Consider the following 23,940-nt stretch of genomic DNA (forward strand, 5'->3'; position numbering starts at 1 on the left):
CTTTTGTTACTAAGGGTAGTGTCCGCGTGAAAGAAGGGTCATGCAGCGCCGGGAATTTCCATCTAGACTGGTCCACTGAATGTCCAATCCGGAGCCGCCTTCCATGGGAGCCCGCCCCAAACACCGCGACCGCCTGGTGCGCGCCGCCGCCGAACTGTTCCGCCAGCGCGGCTACGCGGCCACCGGCATCAATGACATCCTGGGCCTCGCCGCGGCCCCCAAGGGCTCGTTCTACCACTATTTCCCCGGCGGCAAGGAGGCGCTGGGCGCGGAAGCCGTCCGCTACGCCGGTGGCCGGGTTACCGACACGCTGCGAACCCTGCAGCGGGACCACCGCACGCCCGCCGCCGCGCTGCGCGCCTACGGGGCGCTCCTGGCCGGCTGGCTGAAGGATTCCGGCTACCGGGACGGCTGCCCGCTGGCCACCACCGTGCTGGAGGTGACGCCCCAGTCCGAACCGATCACGGCAGCCGCCCGGGAAGCCTACACCGCCTGGCGCCGGACCCTCGCCACCCTGATCGACCCTGATAACGTAGACGGCGCCCAAGCCCAACGCCTCGCGTCGTTGGCCATCTCCGCTCTGGAAGGCGCCCTGATCCAGGCGCGGGTGGCCCGCGACACGGCGCCGATCCACGACGCCTGCGAGGAGATCGCGGCGCTGATCGATGCGCTCCAAGACACCGTCTGAACGGCCACTCGCCTACACCTCAATGTCGAAATGCAGCACGTCCTCGCGCACACCAAGCCCGGTGTACAGCGCGATGGCCGGGTCATCGCCGTGGTCCGCCTGCACGAAAATCACCCAGGCGCCGCGCTCCCGCCCAATCTTTTTCAGTGCCTCGATCAGCGCGGTGGCGATGCCCCGCCGACGGTGGGTCTCGGCCACGGCCAGATCATAGATATAGATCTCACTGCGCCGCTGTTCGAATTTCTTCAGCTCGTAGGCGGCCAGACCGCCCACCACCCGGTCACCGTCCAGGGCCGCCAGCGCGATGAACGAATCACCGCCGAGCAGTGAGCGCCAGTAGGCTTCGTCAGGCCGATGGGCGCCGTAGGTCTCGCGGTCCTCAAAGGCCTCGCCAAACACGTCCATCAGGCCCGCCATCAGGGCGATGTCGTCCGGTTGGATGCGGTGGATCAGGCAAGGGCTGCGGGTCATTGGGCTTTCCAGTGGTCAGGTTTTGAGGGGGCGAGGCACGACCTGGATCATAACCCGTGCCGGCATTGACCGGGGAGCGCAATTATATAGACTGGTCTATATTAATATTACGGAGCATCGCCATGACCCACGTGCCCGAGGGCTTTCAGCCCCACACCCGGAAAAGCGGCTTCACCGCCCCCTGGGAACCGATCTATCACCGCCCCCACGACAACGGCATCAGCCTGGGCGTGCACGCGCGGGAGGCCCACGCCAACAGCCGCGGCTTCGTCCACGGCGGCCTGTTATCCGCCCTGTGCGACAACGCCATGGGCCTGAGCTGCCTGCCGCATCTGGAGGACAGCACCCTGCCGCCGCTCAAGGGCCTGGTGACCGTGAATCTGAACCTGGACTTCCTGGGCAGCGCCCGCGTCGGCCAGTGGCTGGAATTCCGCGCCGACGTCACCCGCACGGGCCGCAGCCTCAGCTTCGCCGGCGCCACCGTGCTCGCCGATGGCCAGCCCTGCGCCCGCGCCACCGGCGTGTTCAAAGTCCAACGTTGATCTGGAGACGTCCCATGAGCGACCACACCGCACTACTGAATCGAATACGCCAGGTCTCCGCCCTGGCACCGTTCAACCAATGGCTGAATTTGCACGTGGAGCACGCCGAGGCCGGCCGGGTCATTCTGCGGCTGGACCGGCGCGATGACTTCGCGCAATACAGCGGCCACCTGCACGCCGCGCTGATCGGCGGCCTGATCGACACCGCCTGCGGCTTCGCCGCCGCCACGGTGGCCGGCAACGTCACCGCCTCGCAGTTTTCGGTGCGCTGCCTGCGCCCGGCGGTTGCCGGTGCGTTCCGGGTCACCGGGCGGGTGGTGAAAGCCGGTAAACGGCAGGTGTTCGCCAGCGCCGAGCTCGGTGACTGGAACGACGAGAACGGGGAACCGTTTGCGGCCGGTGACGCGGTCCTGGTGCCGATACCCGGATGACCGCTCCCTTCCTTGAGCGGGTTAGCCCTAGCTTCCGGCATCGTCCGCCGGCACCGCTGTCGGGTCCATCCAGAACATTTCCCAGACGTGGCCGTCCAGGTCCGCCAGGCTGCGGTTATACATGAAACCCAGATCCTGGATCGCATTGATGTCCGCCGTGCCGCCGCTCGCGTCCGCTTTTTCATTGAGCCGATCCACCATGTCGCGGTCATCGCAGCTGAGGGCCAGCAACACTTCACTGGCGGTGGCCGGCGGGATCGGCCGGTCGGTGAAGGTGCGCCACTTCTCATGGGTGAGCAGCATTACAAAAATGCTGTCACTCCACACCATGCAGGCGGCGGTGTCGTCGGTGAACTGCGGGTTATTCTCGAACCCCAGCGCCTGATAGAACGCCATGGACGCGGCGAGATCGGCGACGGGCAGATTGACGAAAATCATTCGGGACATGGTTCGGTTCCTGTCTGGCAATCGAAAGGGGCCCTGCAACGGGCGTCGGGAACTGGTCGAACCCCCTGTCCCGGCTTCGACATTCGGGCGTCTACTTTTTCCCAGAGGCTCCGTTTCGTCGCTCGCCGATCACCCCGGCACCCGCCAGCCCCATCAAACGCCGGAACTTCGGGCACTCCAGATGGCTGGGCGCGGAACAGGCCGCCGCGTGGCGCAGCCCGTCACGCATGGCGGTCAATTGTTTGATGGACTGATCCAGCTCGTCGGCTTTCTCCAGCAACCGTTGGCGTTCGATCCGGGGGCGCCCGTCGGCACCGAACATGGCGGCGATTTCATTCAGGGAGAATCCGGCCGCGCGGCCCAGCGCGATCAACGAAAGCTGCTCCAGCACGCCGGCGGCGAACACCCGGTGCAGGCCGCGCCGGCCCACGGAGGCGATCAGCCCCTTCTGTTCATAGAAACGCAACGTGGACGCCGGCAGGCCGGAACGGCGCACCACTTCGGAAATATCCATAGCCCTTGACCTCAAGTCGACTTTAAGTAGCAAGCTGTCTTCATCGCCCAACGAAGACACCGACTGGAAGACGCCATGACTCTATTAGCGATTATATTTTTTATCGGCGTGGGAGCCACCGCCATCATGGATCTGTGGGGCTGGCTGCGCAAAAGAGTGTTCGGCGGCAAGGGGCTCGACTACGGCCTGGTCGGCCGCTGGATCGCGCACATGCCGCACGGCCGCTTCCGCCACGACAACATCGCCGCCGCGCCAAAGAAACCGGGCGAGCGCCTGATCGGCTGGAGCGCGCATTACGGCATCGGCATCGCCTTCGCCGGGCTGTTGATAGGGTTAGGCGGCGCCGAATGGGCGGCGCGCCCCACCCTCGGCCCGGCCCTGGCGGTGGGCATCGGCACGGTGGCCGCGCCGTTCTTTCTGATGCAGCCCGGCATGGGCGCCGGCATCGCCGCCTCGAGAACCCCCAGGCCCAACGCCGCGCGCCTGCAAAGCTTGCTTACTCACGCAGTGTTCGGCCTGGGGCTTTATGTCGCGGCCTGGGCGGCGCCCTTCTAGGCCGCCCGCTCTCCTGGCACCGCCGGCAAAACCGTGCTGTTATCGGCTATAGGGGGAACCGCTCAACATTTGCACAAAATTGCCCTCTTCCCAAACCACGCCAACCTGAGGTAACGTGAACACCTGTACACAAACAGCATAATAACGAGTGAATACAGGAGCCCAGGCCATGACCCAGGCGCAGGACCCGAAACCACGGAAAGGCTGGCTGAACAGGCTGGCGGCGATCACCGACATGTTCGCCTTCCCGCTGCGTACCTCCCATTACGTGGAGCTGGTGAACCCGCTGTGGACCACCCACCGTATGCACGCGCGGGTGGTGGACGTGTGGGACGAGACCAAGGACTGCCGCACCATCACGCTGCAGCCCGGCGCCAACTGGCGGCTGCACCGCCCCGGTCAGCACATCCGCGTGGGCATCCCGGTGGACGGCCGGCACTACACCCGCACCTACACGATCTCGTCGCCGCCGGAGCGCGATGACGGCCGCTTCACCATCACCGTGAAGAAAATCGACGGCGGCCGCTTGTCGCACCACATCGTGCGCAACCTGAAGGTGGGCGACTTTATTCCGGTGGGCCTGCCCCAGGGCGATTTCTACCTGCCGGACGCCTCGCCGATTCAGCCGCTGTTCATCACCGCGGGCAGCGGTATCACGCCGGCCAGAAGCATGCTGCACAGCCTGATCGAGCAGCAGCGCCTGCCGGACACGGTGCACATTCATTACGCGCCGCACGAGTTCGACACCATTTTCGGCAAGGAGCTGCGCAAGTTGAACGCGCAGCACCGCCACTACCACCTGCACGAAGTGCACACGCAGAAGGAAGACGACAACGCCGCCTACTTCAGTCGCGAAAAGCTGGAGCAGGTCTGCCCGGACTGGCGCGAACGGGACTGCTACGCCTGCGGGCCGCCGGGGCTGCTGGCCGCCCTGGAAGAAGTCTGGGAAGAGGCCGGCCTTTCCAACCGCCTGCACATCGAACGGTTCCGCGCTGAGCTGGCGCCGATCCCCGACGACGCGGTGGGCGGCAACGTGCGCTTCGCGCAGAGCGAGCTGGACGTGGACGCGGACGGCCAGACCAACCTGCTGCGCATCGCCGAGGACGCCGGGCTCAACCCGCCCCACGGCTGCCGCATGGGCATCTGCCACACCTGCAACACCACCTTGAAATCCGGCTGCGTGCGCGACCTGCGCAGCGGCGAATACATCAACGAGCCCGGTGCCATCGTGCAAGTCTGTGTGTGCGCCACCGCCGGCGACTGCGAACTGGACATCTAGGAGGTCATGATGAGTAAGCGACAGGGTTTACCCGTGGATCTCACGGAAGAACAAATCGACGAATTCGGCCGCGAGATGGACGCCATCTATTACGAGACCCTGGAATCCCGGGGCGAGAAAGACCGGCTCTATATTCTGCGGCTGATCCGCATTCAGCGCAGCATGGCGCTGTTCGGCCGGCTCACCATCTACGCCAGCCTGTTCCTGCTGCCCGCCTGGCCGCACGCGCTGGCCGGCTGGGGCACCACGCTGATCGTGATGGCGCTGGGTGTGATCCTGCTGGGCCTGGCGAAGATCCTTGAGAACATGGAAATCGCCCACAACGTGCTGCACGCCCAGTGGGACTGGATGAAGGATCCGGAGATCCAGTCCAACACCTGGGAGTGGGACACCATGAGCCCGTCCGACCGCTGGATGCACTCGCACAACGTAGTGCACCACACCTGGACCAACGTGCTGGAGAAAGACCTGGATGTGGGCTACGGCATCATGCGCGTGACGCCGCTGCAGCCCTGGAAGCCGGCCTACCTGCTGCAGCCGTTCTACTTCGTAACGCTGATGCTGCTGTTCGAGGAAGGCGTGGCCCTGCACGAGCAGGCGATCATCGACGTGGGCGAAGGCAAGAAAAAACCCAAGGAAATCCTGCCGCTGATGAAACACATCGGCCGCAAGATCTGGGGCCAGGTGCGCAAGGACTACATCATGTGGCCGGGCCTGGCCGCGCTGGTGTCGATCCCGATCTCCTTCTTCGTGCCGGAATCCCCGCTCACCGTGTTCCTGCTGGTGGCCGGCGCCAACTTCGTCGCCAATATCATCCGTAACATCTGGGCGTTCGTGATTATTTTCTGCGGGCACTTCCCCGCCGACGTCTACAACTTCACCGAGGAACAGGTGGAAGGCGAATCCCGCGGCCAGTGGTACATCCGCCAGCTGCTCGGCTCCGCCAACATCACCGGCGGCCCGCTGTTCCATGTGATGTCCGGCAACCTGAGCCACCAGATTGAGCATCATCTGTTCCCGGATATGTGCAGCAACCGTTATCCGGAAGTGGCACCGCGCGTGAAAGCGCTGGCCGACCGCTACGGCCTGCCGTACAACTCCGCGCCCCTATGGCGGCAGTTCGGCACCACCTGGCTGAAGAACCTGCGCCTGGCGTTCCCGGGCGGCACCCTGCCGCCGGAGCCGGCGCGGGCGTAACCGGCGGGCGGCGCTCGCCGCCTTTCGGGGAAGGTAAAATCAAGTATGGCCCGATGGACAGCAATGCCTCGGGCCGCGCATTCTCGTTGCCCCAGTCATACGGAAATGACCCTGGTATGCAGCGCATTGCCATTATCGGCACCGGGCCCACCGGCCTCTATACCCTTGCCGCCCTGATCGACGGCCAGCAGTCGCTGGCGATCACCCTTTATGAGGCCGGTGACCAGGCGGGCGTCGGCATGCCCTACGACGAGCATGCCAATCACCGGGCCATGCTCGCCAACATCGCCAGCATCGAGATACCGCCGTTAACCTGTACCTATCTCGAATGGCTGCGCGAGCAATCCGCCGGTTTTCTGGCCGGCTACGGCGTGGCCAAGGAGACCCTGCACGACCGGCAGTTTCTGCCACGCGTACTGCTTGGCCATTATTTCCGTGCCCAGTTTCTGGCGTTGGTGACGAAAGCCACGGAGCGCAACCACCGGGTAACGGTGTTCGAAGGTTGCCGGGTCACCGATCTGCAGGCCGGCGACAACGCACTGCGCCTGTGGACCAACCGCCACGCCGAGCCGGCCCACTTCGACCGCGTGGTGATCGCCACCGGCCATGTCTGGCCCTCCACGGCGGAGGGCGGACCCGGCTACTTCCCCAGCCCTTGGAGCGGCCTGATCGGCACCGCCATTCCGGCCGGCGCGGTGGGCGTGCTGGGCACCTCGCTCAGCGGCATCGACGCGGCCATGGCGGTGGCGGTGCAACACGGCTGCTTTCAGGAGCAGTCCGACGCCCCGGACAGCACGCTGCGCTTCGAACTGAACGGGGACAGCGCGGACCTGTGCATCACCTTGATGTCCCGGTCCGGCCTGCTGCCCGAGGCGGATTTCTATTGTCCGATTCCCCACCAGCCGCTGCGCATCGCCACGCCAGAAAGCATCACCAGGGAAATCGATGCCGGCGCCGAAGGCTTACTGGATCGCGTGTTCACCCTGATGGCCCGGGAAATCCGCGATGCGGACCCGCGATGGAGCGACGGCATCGCCCTGGAAGAACAGAACGCCGACACCTTCGCGGACGCCTATTTCGCCAACCGCGCCGAGCGCAATCCGTTCCGCTGGGCGCAACGCAATCTGCTGGAAGTGGAGCGTAACAAACGCGACCGGCACACCGTGCCGTGGCGCTACGCGCTGCTGCGCCTGCATGAGGTGGTGGAGGACATCGCGCCGCATCTCAACGAGCACGACCGGGAACGTTTCAACACCGGCCTGCGCCGGGTCTTTATCGATAACTACGCGGCGGTGCCGCCGGAATCGATCCGTCGGGTGCTGGCATTGCGCGCCGCCGGCGTGATCGATGTGCTGGCAATGGGCCAGGCGTATCAAATGGACATCGGTGATCACGGCACCGTGATTAAAACGGCCGAAGGTGAGCACCGCTTTCAGGTGTTTATCGACGCCCGCGGGCAGAAGGCCCTGGACCTCACCGACCTGCCCTTCCCCCGGCTGCGGGATCAGTTGCTGGCGCACAGCGACGAACTGCCGCCGGTGGGCGACAACTACACGCTGATGGTGCCGGAGATCGGCGGCCATCGTATCGCGCTCGCGGCACTGCCGTTTCTAATGCACGACCGCCCCTTCGTGCAGGGCATCGCGGTGTGCGCGGAAATCGGTGCCACCATCGGCGGCTCGATTCATCGCGCGGCGCAACGCCGCCGCCCCTGGTTAGCCGGCTACGACGACGAGCATTGAGACACCGGTTTACGGGTTCAGGACCTGGTCCTCGGTGAGGTTCTCGGTGTCCTCCGCGAACGAAAAGAACGAGGGTTTCCGGTCGATAAAAATCTGCCCGGACAGCGTCCAGGCGTCGCTGTCTTCCAGCAGCCCCACCGGCAGGGCGTAGTGGTTTTCTTCGATGTACCGGAAGAAGATATGGGTGCCGCAGTGCTTGCAGAAGCCGCGTTCGGCGAACGACGACGATTGGAATCTGGCGATGTGCTCCTCACCCTGGAAGATGACGGCCTGCTCGCACTCGGCGGCGAACATGGGGCCGCCGCCCCACTGGCGGCACATCTTGCAGTGGCAGACGACAACCTTATCGGTCTTGGGCTTTGCGATAACGCCGACCGCGCCGCAGAGGCAGGCGCCGCGATGTTCGGTTCTGGAATCCATAATCCTCTCCTGGCCGGGTTAGCGGGACCTAGCTGAAAAGCAGGAAAGCACTCAGTGCCAAAGAAGCACCGGAGACCAGCAGGGCGACGGCAAGGGCGAGCCTGTATTTGGCGAAGCGGGCCTCCGACTCCCTGGCCGCCATTTCCATGCCGTCCAGGGCCTGCTGCAGTTTGTCCGCCAGCACCTGCACGGCTTCCGCGTTGTGGGTGGCGGCTTCCTGCAGCTCCTGGATCTGCTTGGCCACCACCGGGTCGGCCTGGCCGGCTTCGGCGCCACGGGACGTGAACGCGGGGATCGCGATCGAGGCGATCTGGGCCACGTAGGGCGCGACGGCTTTGAGGATCGGGATCAGGGGTGCTGCCATAGTCTTTCCTCCAGTTTGATCCTCATCCTACCGTTATCAGGGCGCCGCGCCTGCCCCGACTTCGTCGAGCATTTCGCCATCTTGCACAGGGTTGGGCTCCGGGGGCAGAATAGTACCAATTATTGGTACTTTCGAGGTGCGCCATGCCAAAGAACACCAGCATCAGCCTCGGCGAGCATTTCGACACCTTCGTCGCGGAGCAACTGAAAAGCGGACGCTATAGCTCCACCAGCGAGGTGGTGCGAGCGGGGCTGCGCCTGCTCGAGGACGCGGAGACCCGCCTCGGCACCCTCCGGAAAATGCTCCAGGACGGCGAAAACAGCGGCGTCGCCGACTACGATTACGACAGCTTCATTGAGGAACTGGACCGGGAAGACGCCACCTGATGCCCACCTTTACGCTTTCCAGGAAGGCCAAAGCGGATCTACGCGCCATCGCACGCTACACGGAACGTCGCTGGGGGCGCGAGCAACGTGCGGCGCCGTGCACATCGTGCGCATTCTGCATAAGCGCATGATGCCCCACGAACACTTTTCCTGAGTGGCTCAAACCAAGCCGATTAGCCAGCCAGATTGCTTCCCGCCCTCGCCGCACGGGCGGCGTGCAGCTTCTTGTAGCTTTCGATCAGGCGCTGGTGTTTTTCCAGGCCGTCCAGGCGTGTGTTGGTGGGCGTCAGGCCGTGGAAGCGGACGCTGCCGTCCACCGAGCCCACCACCGCGTCCAGGGTGTCGTCGCCGTACATCCGGCGCAGGTTGCGCAGGTAGTCGTCCAGCTCCAGCTCGTCGTCCAGAAGGATCTCCAGCACCGCGCTGACGGCGCGGTAGAACAGGTTGCGCTCGACGGTGTTGTCGTTGAACTGCAGGAAGGCTTCCACGCGCTCCAGGCCTTCCTCGTGCTGGCCCAGGGCAAGGCTGATCAGCAGTTTCAGCTCCAGCACGGTGAGCTGGCCCCAAACGGTGTTCTCGTCGAACTCGACGCCGATCAGCGTAATGATGTCGGTGTAGTCGTCGATCTGGCTCTCTTCCAGGTGCTCCACCAGATCGGCCAGCTGGTCGTCGTCGAGGACGTGCAGATTGAGAATGTCCTCGCGGTAGTCCAGCGCCTTGTTGGTGTTGTCCCACACCAGGTCTTCCACCGGGTAGACCTCGGAATAGCCCGGCACCAGGATGCGGCACACCGGCGCCCCCAGGTCCTCGTGCACGGCCATGTAGACCTCTTTGCCCAGGTCCTCGAGGATGCCGAACAGGTTCTCCGCTTCCTGCTGGGTGCTTCCGGAAAAGTCCCATTCGTGGAAATCGTAGTCGGCGTTGTCGCTGAAGAAGCGCCAGGAGACCACGCCGGTGGAGTCGATGAAGTGCTCCACAAAGTTGTTCGGCTCGCTCACCGCCAGGCTGTTGAAGGTGGGCAACGGCACGTCGTTCAGATTCTCGAAGCTGCGGCCCTGCAGCAGCTCGGTGAGGCTGCGCTCCAGCGCCACCGCCAGGCTCGGGTGCGCGCCGAACGACACGAACACGCCGCCGGTGCGCGGGTTCATCAGCGCCACGCAGGCCACCGGGAACTGGCCGCCCAGGGAGGCGTCCTTGACCAGCACCGGGAAGCCCTGGGCCTCCAGCGCTTCGACACCTTCCACCAGGTTCGGGTATTTCGCCAACACGTCCGCCGGCACATCCGGCAGCGCCAGCTCTTCCTCGATGATCCGCTTCTTCACCGCCCGCTCGAAGATCTCCGACAGGCACTGTACCTGCGCCTCCGGCAGCGTGTTGCCCGCGCTCATGCCGTTACTGAGGTAAAGATTCTCGATCAGGTTGGACGGGAACCACACCGTCTCGCCGTCGGAGCGGCGCTGGAACGGCAGCGAGCAGATGCCGCGCGCTTCGTTGCCGGAGTTGGTGTCGATCAGATTGGAGCCGCCCAGTTCGCGCTCGGGATCGAAGATCGCCCGGCAATGGGCATCCAGAATCTCCTCGGGCAGCTCGTCGTTGGGGCCCGGCTGAAACCACTGCTCGTTGGGGTAATGCACGAAGGCGCTGTTGGCGATCTCCTCGCCGAAGTACTGGTCGTTGTAGAAGAAGTTGCAGCTGAGCCGCTCGATAAACTCGCCCAGCGCCGAGCACAGCGCGCTCTCCTTGGTGGCGCCCTTACCGTTGGTGAAGCACATCGGCGAGGCGGCGTCGCGGATGTGCAGCGACCACACATGCGGCACGATATTGCGCCAGGAGGCGATCTCGATCTTCATGCCCAGGTCCTCGAGGATCCCGGTCATGGTGGCGATGGTTTCCTCCAGGGGCCGGTCCTTGCCCTCGATGTAGGTGCGCGCCTCGCCGTCGATGCCGGCCATCAGCAGCGCCTGGGCGTCTTCGTCCAGGTTCTCCACCGTCTCGATCTCGAACTCCGGCCCGGTCTGCACCACCTTCTTCACCGTGCAGCGGTCGATGGAGCGCAGAATGCCCTGGCGGTCCTTGTCGGAGATGTCCTCCGGCAGCTCCACCTGAATCTTGAAAATCTGGTTGTAGCGGTTCTCCGGGTCGACGATGTTGTTCTGCGACAGCCGGATGTTGTCCGTGGGAATGTCCCGCGCCTTGCAGTACACCCGCACGAAATAGGCCGCGCACAGCGCCGACGACGCCAGGAAGTAATCGAACGGGCTGGGCGCCGAGCCGTCGCCCTTGTAGCGGATCGGCTGGTCGGTGACCACGGTGAAGTCGTCGAACTTGGCTTCGAGGCGGAGGTTGTCGAGGAAATTGACGTTGATCTGCATGGGGAAACTACCGGAATTAAGGAGTGTGGCGCGCCATGGCCTTCGGTGGGCGGCATTATCCCGGTTTTGGGGCGGTTCGTCTTGGTTGGCTAAAGCCCGGTCGGGTTAACCCTGGCTAGACCCCCCTGTCATGAATCTCATACGGGCGCAGCAACTGGCTGCAACGACGCACTGTCAGAACATCGATCCGCTCTTTGACGCTATAGATCACTCGATACTGACCGACGATGACCTCCCGAATACGCCGGGCACCGACCTCGGGAACAATGCGCCCGCTCTCAGGAAACTCGACTAGCCGCCCCACCACGGAAAACAGCTCGTCCGCCCAATCGACCGCCGCCTTGGGATTGTCCTCCGCGATATACAGAGCGATATCCTCGACGCGCTCCAAAGCAAGCGGGGACCAGACAATGTTCATCGCGACAGCCGGTCCATAATCCGCGCTTTCGCATCCTCATGGGAGACGCCATCGCCCGCGGCGATCTGTTCTTCCGCTTTATAGATCTCTTCTAGGACCTCCAGGCGCTCCTGCATCCGTTCATATTCGTGGGCATCGACCAGAACCGCCACGCCACGCCCGCGCTGGGTCAGCACCATCGGGCGGCGGGTTTCCTGGATCTGCTTTACGAACGTGGCGACGCCTGCCCGGAATTCGGACAGAGGGCGGATATCTTCATCGACATGGACCCGTGACATGGGAACCTCTTTGTACGCCATAAAGTACAAATTAGCGTACATTTTCGCCCAGCGAAGAACAAGCCCAGGCGATAAACCTCACGGGCTGTTACCCGGTCAGCCCGGGGCGGGTTCGCCGAACAGCTTGCCGCCGCCGGCCCAGTCGGAGGTGGCGATGTCTTCGAAGATCACATAGATACGGGTTATTGAAATGCGTAGACGTCCATAGCCAGCACACCGTACTCATAGCCGGCGTGCAGATGTTCCATTGTCGCCCCGTCACCCGCCGCGCCCAGCGCGACGAACAGCGGAGACAGGTGTTCTTCGGAAGGGTGGTTGCGGGCGGCGAACGGCGCCTGCTCGCGGTAGCGCACCAGGGACGCCGCGTCGCCCGCCTCCAGCCGTTGTTTCATCCAGGCGCTGAAGTCGCTCACCCAGGACGGCACGGCGGCATCGATGTCGGCGCCCCGAAACTCGTACAGATTGTGCGTCAGCGAGCCGGAGCCGATCACCAGCACCCCCTCATCGCGCAGGCTGGACAGCGCCCGGCCGATGCGCAGGTGTTCGGCCGGCGAGGCGCCTCGTACCACGGAAATCTGCGCCACGGGAATATCCGCCTGGGGGTACATCAGACGCAACGGCACCCAGGCGCCATGGTCCAGCCCGCGGGTGGCGTGGGTCTGCGCCGTCACGCCCTGCCGCTCCAGCTCGGCCACCGCGCGGGCGGCGACCTCCGGGGCGCCCGGCGCGCCGTACTCAATCTCGAACAGAGCGCGCGGAAAACCGCCGAAATCATGGATGGTCTGCGGGTCCGGCGTCAGGGACACCGCCGGCGCGGCGGACGTCTCCCAATGGGCGGACGCCACCAGAATCGCCTTGGGCCTGGGCAGGGTGTCGCCAAGCGTCAGCAGGAACCGGTGGGCTAGGCTCTCCTGGATCGCCAGCATCGGCGAACCGTGGGATATAAACAGCGTCGGCAAACGAGTCATGGTTACCTCCAACAATGGCGACCAGCCTACTTGTTGACACCATCGGGATAAACGCCGTATCAATTAACTGTCTGTTCCGATTTTCGAGACAATCAATGAACAAGTTCCAGGAAATGCAGGCGTTTACCGCCGTGGTGGACAACGGCAGCTTCGTGGCCGCCGCCGACGCCCTGAAGGCCTCCAAAGCGGCGGTTTCCCGGCAGGTCGCGGACCTGGAACAGCGTCTCGGCACCCGGCTGCTCAACCGGACCACGCGCAAGCTGTCCCTCACCGACGAGGGGCAGTTGTTCTACATCCGCTGCACGGATCTGCTCAACGGCCTCGCGGAGGCGGAATCCGAGCTCAGCCAGCGCAGCGGTGAACCCTCGGGGCACCTGCGCATCAACGCGCCGGTGACCTTCGGAATATCGCACCTGGCGCCACTGTGGGGCCGGTTCCTGCAGCAGCACCCGAAAGTCTCCATGGAAGTGTCGCTTTCCGACCGCACCGTGGACCTGGTGGAAGACGGCTTCGACCTGGCGGTGCGCATTTCGCGGGCGCCGCATCCCACCTTCATCGCGCGCAAGCTCACCACCACGACCATGGTGCTGTGCGCCTCCCCCGGTTACCTCAAGCAACACGGCACGCCCGAGCGCCCGCAGGACCTCGCCGACCACAACGTGGTCTCCTACACCTACTGGTCGTCCAAGGACGAATGGGAATTCACCGGCCCCGGCGGGAAAAAAGACGTGGTGAGAACGCGGCCCCGGCTGCACGCCAACAGCGGCGACACCTGCATCGCCGCGGCGTTACAGGACCAGGGCATCGTCATGCAGCCGGACTTTCTGGTGCACGACGCGCTGCGGGACGGAAGGCTGGTGCCGCTGCTGGAAGACTACCGGACCACCGAGCTGGGCGTGTACGCCATCTATACCTCCCGCCGGCAGTTGCCGCTGAAGCTGCGCTTCCTGATCGACTTTCTGGTCGACGCCTTCCAGAACCCGGTCTGGCGGTCAGAGGAATAGCAGGTCTCGATGATTACGCGGCGGAGTCTTCCCCCACATCCCAACCGGGAAAGACCAGCACCGCCGGGTGGCAACGCAAAGCACGGGCCAGGACCTTGGCGCGCTCCACGCCCAGGCGCACGCGGTCGTTCTCAATGGCGGAGAGGGTGGACTGCGCGATGCCCGTGGCGGTGGCCAGGTCGTTCTGGCTCATCTCCTGCAGCTCACGCAGTATCCGGACGGACTCGCCGACGGAGACCTCGATACCCTTTTTTGCTTTACGATACTCACTCATTTCATTGCCTCCCGTAATCGTGGGGAGTGACCTTCTCTACCTGTACGAGCACCTGATCCCTATGAACCTGGTAAATGACGCGGTACTGAATGTTGAGTCGTGAAGACCGGAAACCTTTCCACTTGCCGGACAAAGCCTCGTCGTTGAACCCCCGGATCGCCCGCAGTCCCTGCGGCCCCGAGATAGCGACAATGTCCTTCCACTTCTCATACCGCTTACGAACCTCGACGGGCGCCGCCGTCAGACTCTTTGCCACTTTCCTGTGCTCGAGTACATCCCACATACCAAATAGGATATGTATACCATATATAGTATGTCAAGCTTGATCAGGCTAAGTCAGCGCCACCAGGCCGGCCATCAGGTCTCGCCCGGCGCTGTGCACCTCCTGGATATGCCGGTGGAAGAAGGTTTTGGTCTGCTCGGTCTGCACCACCAGCACGCCATGCAGCTCACCGTCGTGCTCCAGCGGGATGCCCAGGTAGCTCTTGAAACGCTCCTCGCCGGAGCCCGCCACATGGAAGTAGTCGGCGTGGTCCTGGATCACCCGGGCCACCACCGGCAGGCGGGTGCGGGCCACTTTGCCGGTGAGGCCCTGGTCATAGCTCAACTGCTTGCCGATCACGCTCTGGTGCAGGCCGCTGGTGGCGACGATCTCCAGGGTTTGCCGGTCCGGATGGGCGAGGTAGAGGCTGCAGACGTCCACGTCCAGCTTGCGCCGCACGGAATCCACACGCTCATTCATGGAGTCAGAGTATTTAGTCATGGCGAGAGCCGAAGCAATAGCCGTGCCATCGCTCAAACTATTAAAGATATTAAAATTCGCCGGCTATTTGATGGAGCACGCGCTTGCCCCTTTGCATTAGTCGCGAAAGGGGCGTAGCACGGGAAGAGCCTCAAAAAGCGAGAGATCTGTCATGGCTGACAACAACGTAACGGATTACCCGCGTGCGCTGCATCCGCTGCACGCCATCCTGCTTGCCTTTCCATTGCCGCTGTTCCTGGGCGCGCTGCTCAGCGACCTGGCCTATTCGTCCACCTATGAAGTGCAGTGGACCAACTTCGCCTCCTGGCTGATCGCCGGCGCCATGCTGACGGGCGCCCTGGTGACGCTGTGGGCGCTGGTTGAGTGCGTCGTTAGCGGGCGACAGCGCACCGGTAAACACTTCGCCTATTTGATCGTGCTGCTGGTGATGATGGCCGTGGGCTTCATCAACGCGCTGGTCCACGCGAAGGACGGCTGGGCGGCCATGCCCGCCGGCCTGTGGCTGTCGGTGGTGGTGACCTTGCTGGCGCTGATCGCCAGCTGGATCGGCTATGCGGGGCTGCGCGCCCGGGAGGTGGCTCATGCACGCTAAGACGATTTCAATTCCGGCGCTGGCGCTGTTCACGTTGGCCACGCTCTCCACCCTGACCGCCTGCGGTGGCGACCCGGCACCGCCGGAGACCGGCCCCAACCCGACGCTGCCCGATCCCAGCCGCGGGCTGCTGCCCAGCATGGACATTTCCACGCCCACCGAATGGGGCGATGAGAAGCCCACGGTGCCGGACGGCTACCAGATCGAAGCCATCGCCAAGGACATGAAGATTCCGCGCCAGACCCTGCTGCTGCCCAACGGCGACATCCTGGTGGCGGAAGGCTCCGGCGGCGGCAACGCGCCGGCCATGCGCCCCAAGGACGTGATCGCGGGCTTTATCAAGAAGCAGGGCACCACCTCGGTGAAGCCGGGCAACCGGCTCACCCTGCTGCGCGACGACAACGGCGACGGCCGCTACGAAACCCGGCAAGTGTTCGCCGATAACCTCAACGCCCCCTACGGCCTGGCGCTGATCGACGACATCCTCTATGTCGCCAACCAGGACGCCCTGGTGCGCTTCGACTACGAGGAAGGCCAGACCCAGGCCAGCGGCCCGCCGGAGACAGTCACCGACCTGCCGGCCAAGATCAACCACCACTGGACCAAGGCGATGACCGCCGGCCCCGACGGTGAATTCCTCTACGTGGGCATCGGCTCCAACAGCAACATCGGCGAACGGGGCATGGACGTGGAGGAAGACCGCGCCATGGTCTGGCAGATCGACGCGGAAAGCGGCCGGCATAAGCCCTACGCCACCGGCCTGCGCAACCCCACTGCCTTCGCCATCCACCCGGATACGGACCAGCTCTGGACGGTGGTCAACGAACGGGACGAACTGGGCGCCAACCTGGTGCCGGATTACCTGACCTCGGTGCAAGAAGGCGCCTTCTACGGCTGGCCCTACAGCTACTGGGGCGACAACGTGGACACCCGCGTCAAACCGCCGAAGCCGGAGAAAGTGGAAAGCGCCATCCAACCGGATTACGCGCTCGGCTCCCACGTGGCCGCACTGGGCGTGGACTTCTCCGATGGGAACATGGGCGGGCAGTTCGCCCAGGGCGCCTTCGTCGGCCAGCACGGCAGCTGGAACCGCAGCGTGCCGGTGGGCTTCAAGGTGGTGTTCGTGCCGTTCCAGAACGGCGAACCCGCCGGCGAGCCCATCGAATTCGCCACCGGCTTCCTCAACGAGGACGGCAACGCCCGCGGCCGGCCCGTGGGCGTCACCGTGGACCCGGAGGGCGCGCTGATCATCGCCGATGATCTGTCCAACACGATCTGGCGGGTGACGCCGACTGGCGGGGGTTGATCCGCCCGCCGGCCTTCGCCGGTAACGCCGCCTAGGCGGCGGCGAAGCCGGCGAAAAGCACCAGGAAACCGCCGATCTCGCCGGCCACCAGGGCCCACATAAAAGCGCTCATCAGCCACGCAGGCAAAACCCCGGAACCGAACGCGTGCGGCTTCTGCAGCTGGTTGCGGGTGTCCTTGAGCGCGCCGTGCAGAATGTAGCTGCCCACCGCCAACGCGAAGAAGAGCACCGACGCCAACACCGCCAGCACGTTGACCCACTCCGGCCAGACGCTGAGCGAAGCAAAGCGCTCCAGCACCAGGCAGGCGAAGGCGTACATCAGGCTGGCCCGGTGGGCGACGTCCACATAGTAATGCGCCCGGGCTTTGTCACTGCCTCTGATCTGAACGTACTTCCACACCCCGGTCAGCAGACCGGTGAGAAAGAACAACCCGCAACTCCACAACGCCAATGTGCTCGCGGCCATGGCACCCCCCGTTGGTCATAATGATCGATTAGGGCATGTTACAGGGGGTTAGAGCCCCTAGCCCTCACTGCCCAGACCCCGGTGCATCTTTCTCATCGTCGGTGCCCCAACTGGCGAGCCACTCATGAACCTCGTCCGCATCCACCACCTTCCCCTGGGCCTCGGACTCCATGACTCCCTGAGCCACCGCCTTCACGAACCGTAGCTCCTCCAGGGTCTTCTCGTAATCTTCCAGCCTCTGGACAACGGCCACCCCGCGACCATGGCTGGTCAGCAAAATAGGGCGATGAGACTCCTGAACCCGGTCAATCACTTTGTCGGGATTGACCTTCAGATCCGAAAGCGGAACGACGTCTTCCGAGAACCTCACGGACATGGTGCGTACCTCATGGCTATGACAGATGTTATCAATAGCATCGGTTAACCCGTGCGGTCGAGGTGTAGCCCCTCAGAACGGCAGGACGACACCTGTGACCCGCGCGCCCCTCGAGTCCGCGTAAAGTATCCACGCCAGCGCCGCCAGATTGGCCGCCACCGCCGCGTAGAACATCACTTGGAAAGACGTCTTTCGGGTCTTGTGACGGAACACCCGTTGCGCCAGCAAGGCGCCGGGCCAACCGCCCAGCAGCTCGACCAGGTGAAGCCGAGCCTCCGACGTACGCCAGCCAGCGCGCGTCGAGGCCCGCTTATCCAGGCCGTACATTGACAAGCTGAGCGCGCTCATCAGCGCGTAGAAACCGACAAACCATCGCCATTCAGGCGCGGGGGCGAGAATCGCTAGCCCGACGAAGAACACCACCACGACCAGCACATCAGGAAGCAGGCGCCGTCCACGCCCGGATGCTGATCGCTTTCCCGACGACCCATTTATTTTCATCACTTGCTGTCTGTCGAAGGAACAGGGCGAACCGGCCAGCAATCCGGCAATATTGTGGCGACCGCTGAGCAAGATGTGGCATGGGCCTGCACGGGCTTAGCCATTTTATTAGGCGCGCTCCGTCCAAGAGGTAGGGTCTTTTCTTGCATGAAACACTGCCGTAACAATTACACGATTCCCGTTCACCAAATAAAATATACGATGCGGGAAACGACGGATTGGAACTCGCCGCAAATCCTTGTGAATCTGGCGATAGAGAAGCGGATTCCTTTGCAGCTTATCCAGCGCCTCTTCGACACATAGAAGAAAATCGTGGCCCAGGCCGTCTCTTTTCTCTTCGTAAAAGTCGAACTGTTCACCGATATCCAACTCGGCTTCTTTGCGAAGCGTCAGCGAGTACATCATTTCCTGGACAGTATTCGCGCCTTGACGCTGGACCATGACGAACCCTCGTCCTGGTCTATCTCAAAGGCCGCCAGGCGCCGATCCAGCTCTTCTTTTTGAGCGTCGGTCAGCTCAATGTCCGCCTGCTCCGCGACGATGCTGTCCCAAAGAGCTTCGGCAAGAAGGATTCGTTCCGAGACCGTAAGCGATTGAATCTCCACAGTATTTCCCTCCGACTGGGCAGATAGTTTCCAAGCTTAGCACACTGCGTCAGCGGGACGACCTGCTCAAAAAAGGGCGATTTTGAGCAGGTCCGTCCCGTCGTGCTCATTTTTCGAGGCTATTGAGCAGCACGAGTTGCGCCCTCTCATTCTTTAATTGATAATCAATCTCAATTATAAAAGTGATATCAGACCCTATGCCCGGCGCCGCCACCGACAGCCAGCCCCTGCTGCCCGGTTCCCAACGGGAACTGGGCGAGCTGTATGCGGCGCACAACGGCTGGCTGACGCACTGGCTGCAGGGGCGGCTGCGCTGCCCCCAGGACGCGGCGGATCTGAGCCAGGACACCTTTCTGCGGCTGATTCTCGGCGAGCAATCCCTGGAGGCGCTGCGCGATCCGCGCGCCTATCTGATGGTTATCGCCAGCCGGCTGATGATCAATCGCCACCACCGCCGGCAGGTGGAAGAGGAAGCCCTGCGTCAGGTGGCGATCCTGGTGGAGACCCGGGACGACCGGGGCCCGGCGGAGATCGCCGCCGCCCGCGACCTGCTGGTGACGGTGCTCAAGCTGCTGGTGGACGAGCTGCCCGAGAAACCGCGCCGCGCCTTCCTGATGGCACGCCTTGAAGGCCTCACCTACCGGCAGATCGCCCGCCGGCTGGCGGTGTCCGAAAGCAGCGTCAAACAGTACCTGGCCAAGGCGTTCGCCCACTGCCACGCGCGCCTCTACGACAGCCTGGCGGACACGCCGTGTCTGAACTGAACCGCATCCGCCAGCAGGCCGCCGAATGGGTGGTGGCGCTGCAAACCGCCGGCGCCGACGAGCACGACCGCCTGCGGGCGGAGTGCGACACCTGGCAGGCCAAGGACCCGCGCCGCCGCCAGGTGCTCGAGCAGATCCAGCGTATGTGGCAAGCCACCGAACCAGCCCAGGCCCGGCGCCGCCAACGCCGCCGGCACCTCACCGGGCTGGGCGCCGTGGTCCTCGCCGCACTGCTCGGCACGCAACTGCCCTGGACCTACTGGACCGCCGACCACCGCACCGCCGCCGGCGAGATCCGCACCCTCACCCTGCCCGACGGCAGCCAGGTGGTGCTCAACAGCGGCAGCGCCATCGACCTGGACTACAGCGACGCCACCCGCACCGTGGAACTGGTGCGCGGCGAGCTGCTGGCCACCGTCGCCAAGGCCCCGGACCGGCCCTTCCAGGTGGTCACCCGCGACCTCACCGCCACCGCCCTGGGCACCGAATACAGCGTGCGCCTGGACGACGGCTTCACCCGGGTGGCGGTGCAGGAATCCACCGTGGCGGTAACACCACGCCACGGCGGCGACGCCCTCAATCTCACCGCCGGCCAACAGGCGGACCTCAATCGCGACGGCGTCCTCGCCCGCGAAGCCGCCCCACGCCAGCGCCCGGACTGGGCCGACGGCCGTCTGGCCTTCAGCAACGCGCCCCTGACGGACGTGGTCGAGCGCCTGGCCCGCCACCGCCCCGGCCTGCTGACCCTGGACGACGCCCTCGCCAACAGCCCGCGCCGATTTACCGGCGTCCTCCCCGCCAACGATAGCGACGCGGCCCTGGCCCTGCTCGCCGATACCCTCAACCTGGAAGTGCGCTACCTAACCCCCTGGTACGTCACCGTCCGCCCCCAATAAAAAACTTGTGCGAGTTGCCCTGTTGTGGGAGCGGGCTCTTTTGTGGGAGCGAGCCTGCTCGCGAAAGGGTGGCGCTAGCCACCCGGCAGGATCCCAGAGCCTTCTCTAACGGCGGCACCAACAAAGTCTCTGGAATCCTGCCGGCAAGCAGAGCTTGCCTTTCGCGGGCTGGGCCCGCTCCCACAAAAAAGTTCGCGGCAACACTGCCCGATTGGCTCCCCTGCTTTGTCTTCATAGGTAAGACACGCGAAAACAACACCGCGAACTCACGCTGGAGCCAAAGAATGAACACCGGAACCACCGCGCCCAAGGCGCTTTTGCTGCTCGGCTTGCTGACCCCGCTATCGCTCATCCAACCGGCCCTGGCGCAAACCCAGGCGCCGCAAACCATCAACCTGCCCGCCCAGCCGCTGGACCAGGCAGTGATCGACCTGGCCCGGCAAACCGGGCTGGCCATCGGCGGCGACGCCTCGCTGCTGGACGGCAAGCAGGCGCCGGCGCTGAGCGGCGACTACACGCCGGAACAGGCCCTGCGCGCGCTGCTCGCCGGCAGCGGCGTCACCGCCGTGCGGGTGGACAGCGGCTACCGGCTGGAAGCGGCGCCGGAACCCGACGGCAACACCCTGGAAGCGGTGTCCGTCTACGGCCGCCAGAAGAACGACACCGTGGAAGCTATTCCCCAGAGCGTGAGCGTCTACAACCGGGAAAACTTCGCGCTGGCCCAGGCCGACACCGTCGGCGATGTGGTGCGCCTCACCCCCAGCGCCAACCGCGCCGGCTCCGGCCGCGACATGTTCGCCGACGACTTCCTGATCCGCGGCTTCAATGCGGAAGAGTCCGTCAACGGCCTGGGCTTCCGGCAAACCGACCACCCCACCGACCTCGCCAACGTGGAGCGCCTGGAAATCCTCAAGGGTCCGGCCTCGGTGCTGTACGGCCAGATGGAGCCCGGCGGCACCATCAACGTGGTCACCAAGCAGCCGCTGGACTACTACCAGGCGGAAGTGGGCGCCGAATACGGCAGCTACGATCACCACCGCACCACCCTGGACGTGACCGGCCCGCTCAACGACCGAGTGCGCGCGCGCCTCAACCTGGCCCACCAGGACAGCAACGCCTCCATGGATTACTGGGGCTACGAGCGCCTGTTCGTGGCGCCCAACGTCACCGTGGACCTCACCGACACCACCAACCTCACCGTGGAAGGCAGCTACTCCGCCAACGAATGGACCGCCCTGCCCGGCGGCGCCCCGGCGGAAGGGGCCATCGAGCCCAACCCCAACGGCGACTACAGCGACGACTTCAACACCGCCTGGAAAGACGCCACCACCGAGCGGGATTCCCTCTACCTGAACACCCGGCTCACCCAGGCGATCACCGACACCATCGACGCGCGCCTGAGCTACGCCTACACCCGCAACGACCAGACCTTTCAGGAATACGCCCCGTTCGGCCTGGGCGCGGACTTCCGCACCCTCGACCGCATCATCTTCGCCAGCGACGACGCCCAACAAACCGACCACGAAGTGATCCTGGACCTGAGCGGCGAAGCCACCCTGGCCGGCATGCCCCACCGCTTCATCGCCGGCGCGAACTACCGCGAATCCGACAGCACCCGCCCCACCCAGGTGTTCTTGATCGACCCCATCGACCTGTACGAACCGGTCTACGGCCCCATGGATCTCAGCACCAAAGCCCGCGACCGCGGCTTCACCCAGACCGACCGCATCCTCGCCGGCTTCGTCCAGGACCGCATCACCCTCGCCGAGAAGTGGACCCTGCTCGCCGGCCTGCGCTACACCGACGCGGAGCAATCCCAGAAAACCACCGACTTCATGGCCGGCGACGCCATCACCCGCGCCGAACTCGGGGAAACCGCCTGGACCACCCAGCTCGGCCTGGTCTACGACCTCACCGACAGCACCTCGCTCTACACCAGCCGCAACGAAGCCTTCGTGCCCCAACAGGGCACCACCTCCGGCCGCCAGCCACTGGACGCGGAAGAGAGCGTGCAATACGAAGCGGGCGTGCGCGTCACCGCCGGCCGCCTCAACATCAACGCCGCCGGCTTCGTCATCGAAAAAGACAACATGCCCATCAGCGACCCGCTCAACGCCGGCTTCCTGGTGGCCCAGGGCCGCGCCCGCTCCCAGGGCGCCGAGCTCACCGTGGACGGCTACGCCACCAGCAACCTCTACCTGAGCGCCGGCTACGGCTACACCGACACCGAAGTGCTGCGCACCGACGACGAGACCCTGGAAGGCAACCGCTTCGTCAACGTGCCCCTGCACACCGCCGCCCTGCAAAGCCGCTACTACCTCAACGCCGTCACCGGCCTGAGCCTGGGCGGCACCGTCGCCTACGTGGACGAACGCCCCGCCAACGCGGACAACAGCGTCACCCTGCCCGCCTACACCAGGGTGGACCTGGGCGCCTACTACGCCGTCACCGACGCCCTGCAACTGGACCTGCTGTTCAACAACGTCACCGAAGAAGAGATTTTCTCCCCCGGCTCGTTCGACGGCGTGATCCGCGAAGAAGGCCGCACCTACCTGGCGCGCGTGAAGTACCTGTTCTGATGGGCCGGCTGCAATGACAGTGCGCCAGCGGTTCGTCGTCCTGCACCGCTACGTCGGGCTGGTGATGGCGGGCTTCCTGATCATCGCCGGCCTCACCGGCGCGCTGCTGGTGTGGTATTACGAGCTCGACGCCCTGATCAACCCGCAGTGGCTGCAGGTCGAGCCCCCGGCGGCGCACAGCGAGCCGCTCTCGCCCTTCGCCCTGCGCGACCAGGTGGACGACGCCTACCCGGACGCCAACGTCCACTGGATGATGCTCGCGCCCCCGGACGCCCACAGCCCGGTGCGCTTCTTCCTCAGCGCGAAGCCGGGCGCGCCGGCGCTGCCCATCGACGAAGTGTTCGTGAACCCCTACACCGGCCAGATCCTCGGCGGCCGCCTGTGGGGCGACCTGAGCCAGGGCCTCGCCAACTTGATGCCCTTCGTCTACCGCCTGCACCACTCCCTGGCGCTGGGCACCATAGGCACCTGGATCTTCGGCGTCATCGCCCTGCTCTGGACCCTGGACTGCTTCGTCGGCGCCTGGCTCACCTTCCCACCGCCGCGCCGCCGCGACGCCCGGCACCGCCCCCGCCGCTTCTGTACACGCTGGGCCAAAGCCTGGCGAATCCGCTGGCGCGCCGGCGGCCACAAACGCACCTTCGACCTGCACCGCGCCGGCGGCCTCTGGCCCTGGGCCCTGCTGCTCGTCTTCGCCTGGAGCGGCGTCGCCCTCACCCTATGCGTCAACGTAGTTGTCACC

General features: G+C 64.6%; 32 protein-coding genes. 15 read left to right on the forward strand and 17 right to left on the reverse strand.

Annotated elements, in window-relative coordinates:
• Positions 1-103 precede the first annotated feature (103 nt).
• Positions 104-688 carry a TetR/AcrR family transcriptional regulator gene (locus tag ISO4_RS03975; protein ID WP_194855242.1) on the forward strand — a complete coding sequence of 195 codons (585 nt, stop codon included), beginning with the start codon at positions 104-106 and terminating at the stop codon, positions 686-688.
• Between the two features lie 12 nt (positions 689-700).
• Here ISO4_RS03975 and ISO4_RS03980 read toward each other — a convergent pair whose 3' ends face one another.
• On the reverse strand, positions 701-1,159 hold the full coding sequence (locus tag ISO4_RS03980; protein ID WP_194855243.1) for an AAC(3)-I family aminoglycoside N-acetyltransferase: 459 nt from the start codon (positions 1,157-1,159) through the stop codon (positions 701-703).
• A 122-nt stretch (positions 1,160-1,281) separates the two neighbouring features.
• On the opposite strand from ISO4_RS03980, the gene ISO4_RS03985 reads away from it, so the two are divergent.
• Together ISO4_RS03985 and ISO4_RS03990 are read left to right on the forward strand one after the other, a co-directional pair.
• Positions 1,282-1,701 (forward strand): PaaI family thioesterase, encoded by a 420-nt coding sequence (locus ISO4_RS03985; protein WP_142949227.1) that lies wholly within the window; start codon positions 1,282-1,284, stop codon positions 1,699-1,701.
• Positions 1,702-1,715: 14 nt separating this feature from the next.
• The gene (locus tag ISO4_RS03990; protein ID WP_194855244.1) at positions 1,716-2,132 is read left to right on the forward strand and encodes a PaaI family thioesterase; all 417 of its coding nucleotides are present in this window, start codon (positions 1,716-1,718) and stop codon (positions 2,130-2,132) included.
• Positions 2,133-2,159: 27 nt separating this feature from the next.
• Here the strand turns inward: ISO4_RS03990 and ISO4_RS03995 are convergent, their stop codons facing one another.
• Together ISO4_RS03995 and ISO4_RS04000 are read right to left on the reverse strand one after the other, a co-directional pair.
• Positions 2,160-2,579 carry a VOC family protein gene (locus ISO4_RS03995; protein WP_142949229.1) on the reverse strand — a complete coding sequence of 140 codons (420 nt, stop codon included), beginning with the start codon at positions 2,577-2,579 and terminating at the stop codon, positions 2,160-2,162.
• A gap of 91 nt (positions 2,580-2,670) precedes the next feature.
• Positions 2,671-3,093, reverse strand: a complete 423-nt coding sequence (locus tag ISO4_RS04000) for a helix-turn-helix domain-containing protein (protein ID WP_194855245.1) — start codon at positions 3,091-3,093, stop codon at positions 2,671-2,673.
• Between the two features lie 75 nt (positions 3,094-3,168).
• On the opposite strand from ISO4_RS04000, the gene ISO4_RS04005 reads away from it, so the two are divergent.
• From ISO4_RS04005 to ISO4_RS04020, 4 genes are all read left to right on the forward strand, one after another.
• On the forward strand, positions 3,169-3,648 hold the full coding sequence (locus ISO4_RS04005; protein WP_194855246.1) for a DUF2938 domain-containing protein: 480 nt from the start codon (positions 3,169-3,171) through the stop codon (positions 3,646-3,648).
• A gap of 169 nt (positions 3,649-3,817) precedes the next feature.
• The gene (locus ISO4_RS04010) at positions 3,818-4,927 is read left to right on the forward strand and encodes a ferredoxin reductase (protein ID WP_194855247.1); all 1,110 of its coding nucleotides are present in this window, start codon (positions 3,818-3,820) and stop codon (positions 4,925-4,927) included.
• A gap of 9 nt (positions 4,928-4,936) precedes the next feature.
• Positions 4,937-6,124, forward strand: a complete 1,188-nt coding sequence (locus ISO4_RS04015) for a fatty acid desaturase family protein (protein ID WP_194855248.1) — start codon at positions 4,937-4,939, stop codon at positions 6,122-6,124.
• 116 nt (positions 6,125-6,240) lie between these two features.
• A complete protein-coding gene (locus ISO4_RS04020) occupies positions 6,241-7,866 on the forward strand; it encodes an FAD-NAD(P)-binding protein (protein ID WP_142949234.1) in 1,626 nt (541 codons plus the stop codon).
• A gap of 9 nt (positions 7,867-7,875) precedes the next feature.
• Here ISO4_RS04020 and ISO4_RS04025 read toward each other — a convergent pair whose 3' ends face one another.
• Both ISO4_RS04025 and ISO4_RS04030 read right to left on the reverse strand, forming a co-directional pair.
• On the reverse strand, positions 7,876-8,286 hold the full coding sequence (locus ISO4_RS04025) for a GFA family protein (RefSeq protein ID WP_142949235.1): 411 nt from the start codon (positions 8,284-8,286) through the stop codon (positions 7,876-7,878).
• Between the two features lie 28 nt (positions 8,287-8,314).
• Positions 8,315-8,650, reverse strand: coding sequence for a hypothetical protein (locus tag ISO4_RS04030; RefSeq protein WP_142949236.1), 336 nt, complete (start codon positions 8,648-8,650; stop codon positions 8,315-8,317).
• A gap of 143 nt (positions 8,651-8,793) precedes the next feature.
• On the opposite strand from ISO4_RS04030, the gene ISO4_RS04035 reads away from it, so the two are divergent.
• Positions 8,794-9,036, forward strand: a complete 243-nt coding sequence (locus tag ISO4_RS04035) for a type II toxin-antitoxin system ParD family antitoxin (RefSeq protein ID WP_194855249.1) — start codon at positions 8,794-8,796, stop codon at positions 9,034-9,036.
• A 173-nt stretch (positions 9,037-9,209) separates the two neighbouring features.
• Here the strand turns inward: ISO4_RS04035 and ISO4_RS04040 are convergent, their stop codons facing one another.
• The 4 genes from ISO4_RS04040 to ISO4_RS04055 all read right to left on the reverse strand — a co-directional run bounded on the left by ISO4_RS04040 (position 9,210) and on the right by ISO4_RS04055 (position 13,072).
• The gene (locus tag ISO4_RS04040; protein WP_194855250.1) at positions 9,210-11,408 is read right to left on the reverse strand and encodes an OsmC domain/YcaO domain-containing protein; all 2,199 of its coding nucleotides are present in this window, start codon (positions 11,406-11,408) and stop codon (positions 9,210-9,212) included.
• 115 nt (positions 11,409-11,523) lie between these two features.
• A complete protein-coding gene (locus ISO4_RS04045; RefSeq protein WP_142949239.1) occupies positions 11,524-11,826 on the reverse strand; it encodes a type II toxin-antitoxin system RelE/ParE family toxin in 303 nt (100 codons plus the stop codon).
• The gene (locus ISO4_RS04050) at positions 11,823-12,104 is read right to left on the reverse strand and encodes a type II toxin-antitoxin system Phd/YefM family antitoxin (RefSeq protein ID WP_142949240.1); all 282 of its coding nucleotides are present in this window, start codon (positions 12,102-12,104) and stop codon (positions 11,823-11,825) included. Before ISO4_RS04050 ends, ISO4_RS04045 begins: the two co-directional genes overlap by 4 nt.
• 182 nt (positions 12,105-12,286) lie before the next feature.
• A complete protein-coding gene (locus tag ISO4_RS04055; protein WP_194855251.1) occupies positions 12,287-13,072 on the reverse strand; it encodes a dioxygenase family protein in 786 nt (261 codons plus the stop codon).
• Positions 13,073-13,167: 95 nt separating this feature from the next.
• On the opposite strand from ISO4_RS04055, the gene ISO4_RS04060 reads away from it, so the two are divergent.
• Positions 13,168-14,076, forward strand: a complete 909-nt coding sequence (locus ISO4_RS04060) for a LysR family transcriptional regulator (protein WP_194855252.1) — start codon at positions 13,168-13,170, stop codon at positions 14,074-14,076.
• Positions 14,077-14,089: 13 nt separating this feature from the next.
• Here ISO4_RS04060 and ISO4_RS04065 read toward each other — a convergent pair whose 3' ends face one another.
• From ISO4_RS04065 to ISO4_RS04075, 3 genes are read right to left on the reverse strand one after another with little or no spacing between them, the layout of a single operon-like run.
• The gene (locus ISO4_RS04065) at positions 14,090-14,350 is read right to left on the reverse strand and encodes a helix-turn-helix domain-containing protein (RefSeq protein ID WP_194855253.1); all 261 of its coding nucleotides are present in this window, start codon (positions 14,348-14,350) and stop codon (positions 14,090-14,092) included.
• 1 nt (position 14,351) lies between these two features.
• The gene (locus tag ISO4_RS17280) at positions 14,352-14,633 is read right to left on the reverse strand and encodes a type II toxin-antitoxin system mRNA interferase toxin, RelE/StbE family (protein ID WP_194855254.1); all 282 of its coding nucleotides are present in this window, start codon (positions 14,631-14,633) and stop codon (positions 14,352-14,354) included.
• Positions 14,634-14,681: 48 nt separating this feature from the next.
• The gene (locus ISO4_RS04075; protein ID WP_194855255.1) at positions 14,682-15,113 is read right to left on the reverse strand and encodes a GAF domain-containing protein; all 432 of its coding nucleotides are present in this window, start codon (positions 15,111-15,113) and stop codon (positions 14,682-14,684) included.
• 151 nt (positions 15,114-15,264) lie between these two features.
• On the opposite strand from ISO4_RS04075, the gene ISO4_RS04080 reads away from it, so the two are divergent.
• Positions 15,265-15,705 (forward strand): DUF2231 domain-containing protein, encoded by a 441-nt coding sequence (locus ISO4_RS04080; RefSeq protein WP_194855256.1) that lies wholly within the window; start codon positions 15,265-15,267, stop codon positions 15,703-15,705.
• Positions 15,695-17,011: a PQQ-dependent sugar dehydrogenase gene (locus ISO4_RS04085; protein WP_194855257.1), complete on the forward strand. Its 1,317-nt coding sequence runs from the start codon at positions 15,695-15,697 to the stop codon at positions 17,009-17,011. Before ISO4_RS04080 ends, ISO4_RS04085 begins: the two co-directional genes overlap by 11 nt.
• A 31-nt stretch (positions 17,012-17,042) precedes the next feature.
• On the opposite strand, the gene ISO4_RS04090 is transcribed toward ISO4_RS04085, so the two are convergent.
• From ISO4_RS04090 to ISO4_RS04110, 5 genes are all read right to left on the reverse strand, one after another.
• Complete coding sequence (locus tag ISO4_RS04090) at positions 17,043-17,477, reverse strand: hypothetical protein (RefSeq protein ID WP_194855258.1); 435 nt, start codon at positions 17,475-17,477, stop codon at positions 17,043-17,045.
• Positions 17,478-17,541: 64 nt separating this feature from the next.
• Positions 17,542-17,853: a type II toxin-antitoxin system Phd/YefM family antitoxin gene (locus ISO4_RS04095; protein ID WP_194855259.1), complete on the reverse strand. Its 312-nt coding sequence runs from the start codon at positions 17,851-17,853 to the stop codon at positions 17,542-17,544.
• Positions 17,854-17,925: 72 nt separating this feature from the next.
• Entirely contained in the window at positions 17,926-18,426 is a 501-nt protein-coding gene (locus tag ISO4_RS04100; RefSeq protein WP_228547897.1) for a DUF1294 domain-containing protein, read from the reverse strand.
• Positions 18,427-18,462: 36 nt separating this feature from the next.
• Positions 18,463-18,795: a type II toxin-antitoxin system RelE/ParE family toxin gene (locus ISO4_RS04105; protein WP_228547898.1), complete on the reverse strand. Its 333-nt coding sequence runs from the start codon at positions 18,793-18,795 to the stop codon at positions 18,463-18,465.
• On the reverse strand, positions 18,756-18,959 hold the full coding sequence (locus tag ISO4_RS04110) for an addiction module protein (RefSeq protein ID WP_089034130.1): 204 nt from the start codon (positions 18,957-18,959) through the stop codon (positions 18,756-18,758). The genes ISO4_RS04105 and ISO4_RS04110 overlap by 40 nt, the downstream gene beginning before the upstream one ends.
• 197 nt (positions 18,960-19,156) lie before the next feature.
• Between ISO4_RS04110 and ISO4_RS04115 the strand changes: the two genes are divergently transcribed.
• The 4 genes from ISO4_RS04115 to ISO4_RS04130 all read left to right on the forward strand — a co-directional run.
• Positions 19,157-19,723 carry a sigma-70 family RNA polymerase sigma factor gene (locus ISO4_RS04115; RefSeq protein ID WP_194855260.1) on the forward strand — a complete coding sequence of 189 codons (567 nt, stop codon included), beginning with the start codon at positions 19,157-19,159 and terminating at the stop codon, positions 19,721-19,723.
• Positions 19,711-20,619, forward strand: a complete 909-nt coding sequence (locus ISO4_RS04120) for a FecR family protein (protein WP_194855261.1) — start codon at positions 19,711-19,713, stop codon at positions 20,617-20,619. Before ISO4_RS04115 ends, ISO4_RS04120 begins: the two co-directional genes overlap by 13 nt.
• A gap of 284 nt (positions 20,620-20,903) precedes the next feature.
• Complete coding sequence (locus ISO4_RS04125; RefSeq protein WP_194855262.1) at positions 20,904-23,198, forward strand: TonB-dependent siderophore receptor; 2,295 nt, start codon at positions 20,904-20,906, stop codon at positions 23,196-23,198.
• A 13-nt stretch (positions 23,199-23,211) separates the two neighbouring features.
• Positions 23,212-23,940, forward strand: a 729-nt coding sequence (locus ISO4_RS04130) for a PepSY-associated TM helix domain-containing protein (protein WP_194855263.1), incomplete at its 3' end; no start/stop codon positions are given.

Source organism: Alloalcanivorax venustensis ISO4, from assembly GCF_015356855.1.
GTDB lineage: Bacteria > Pseudomonadota > Gammaproteobacteria > Pseudomonadales > Alcanivoracaceae > Alloalcanivorax > Alloalcanivorax venustensis.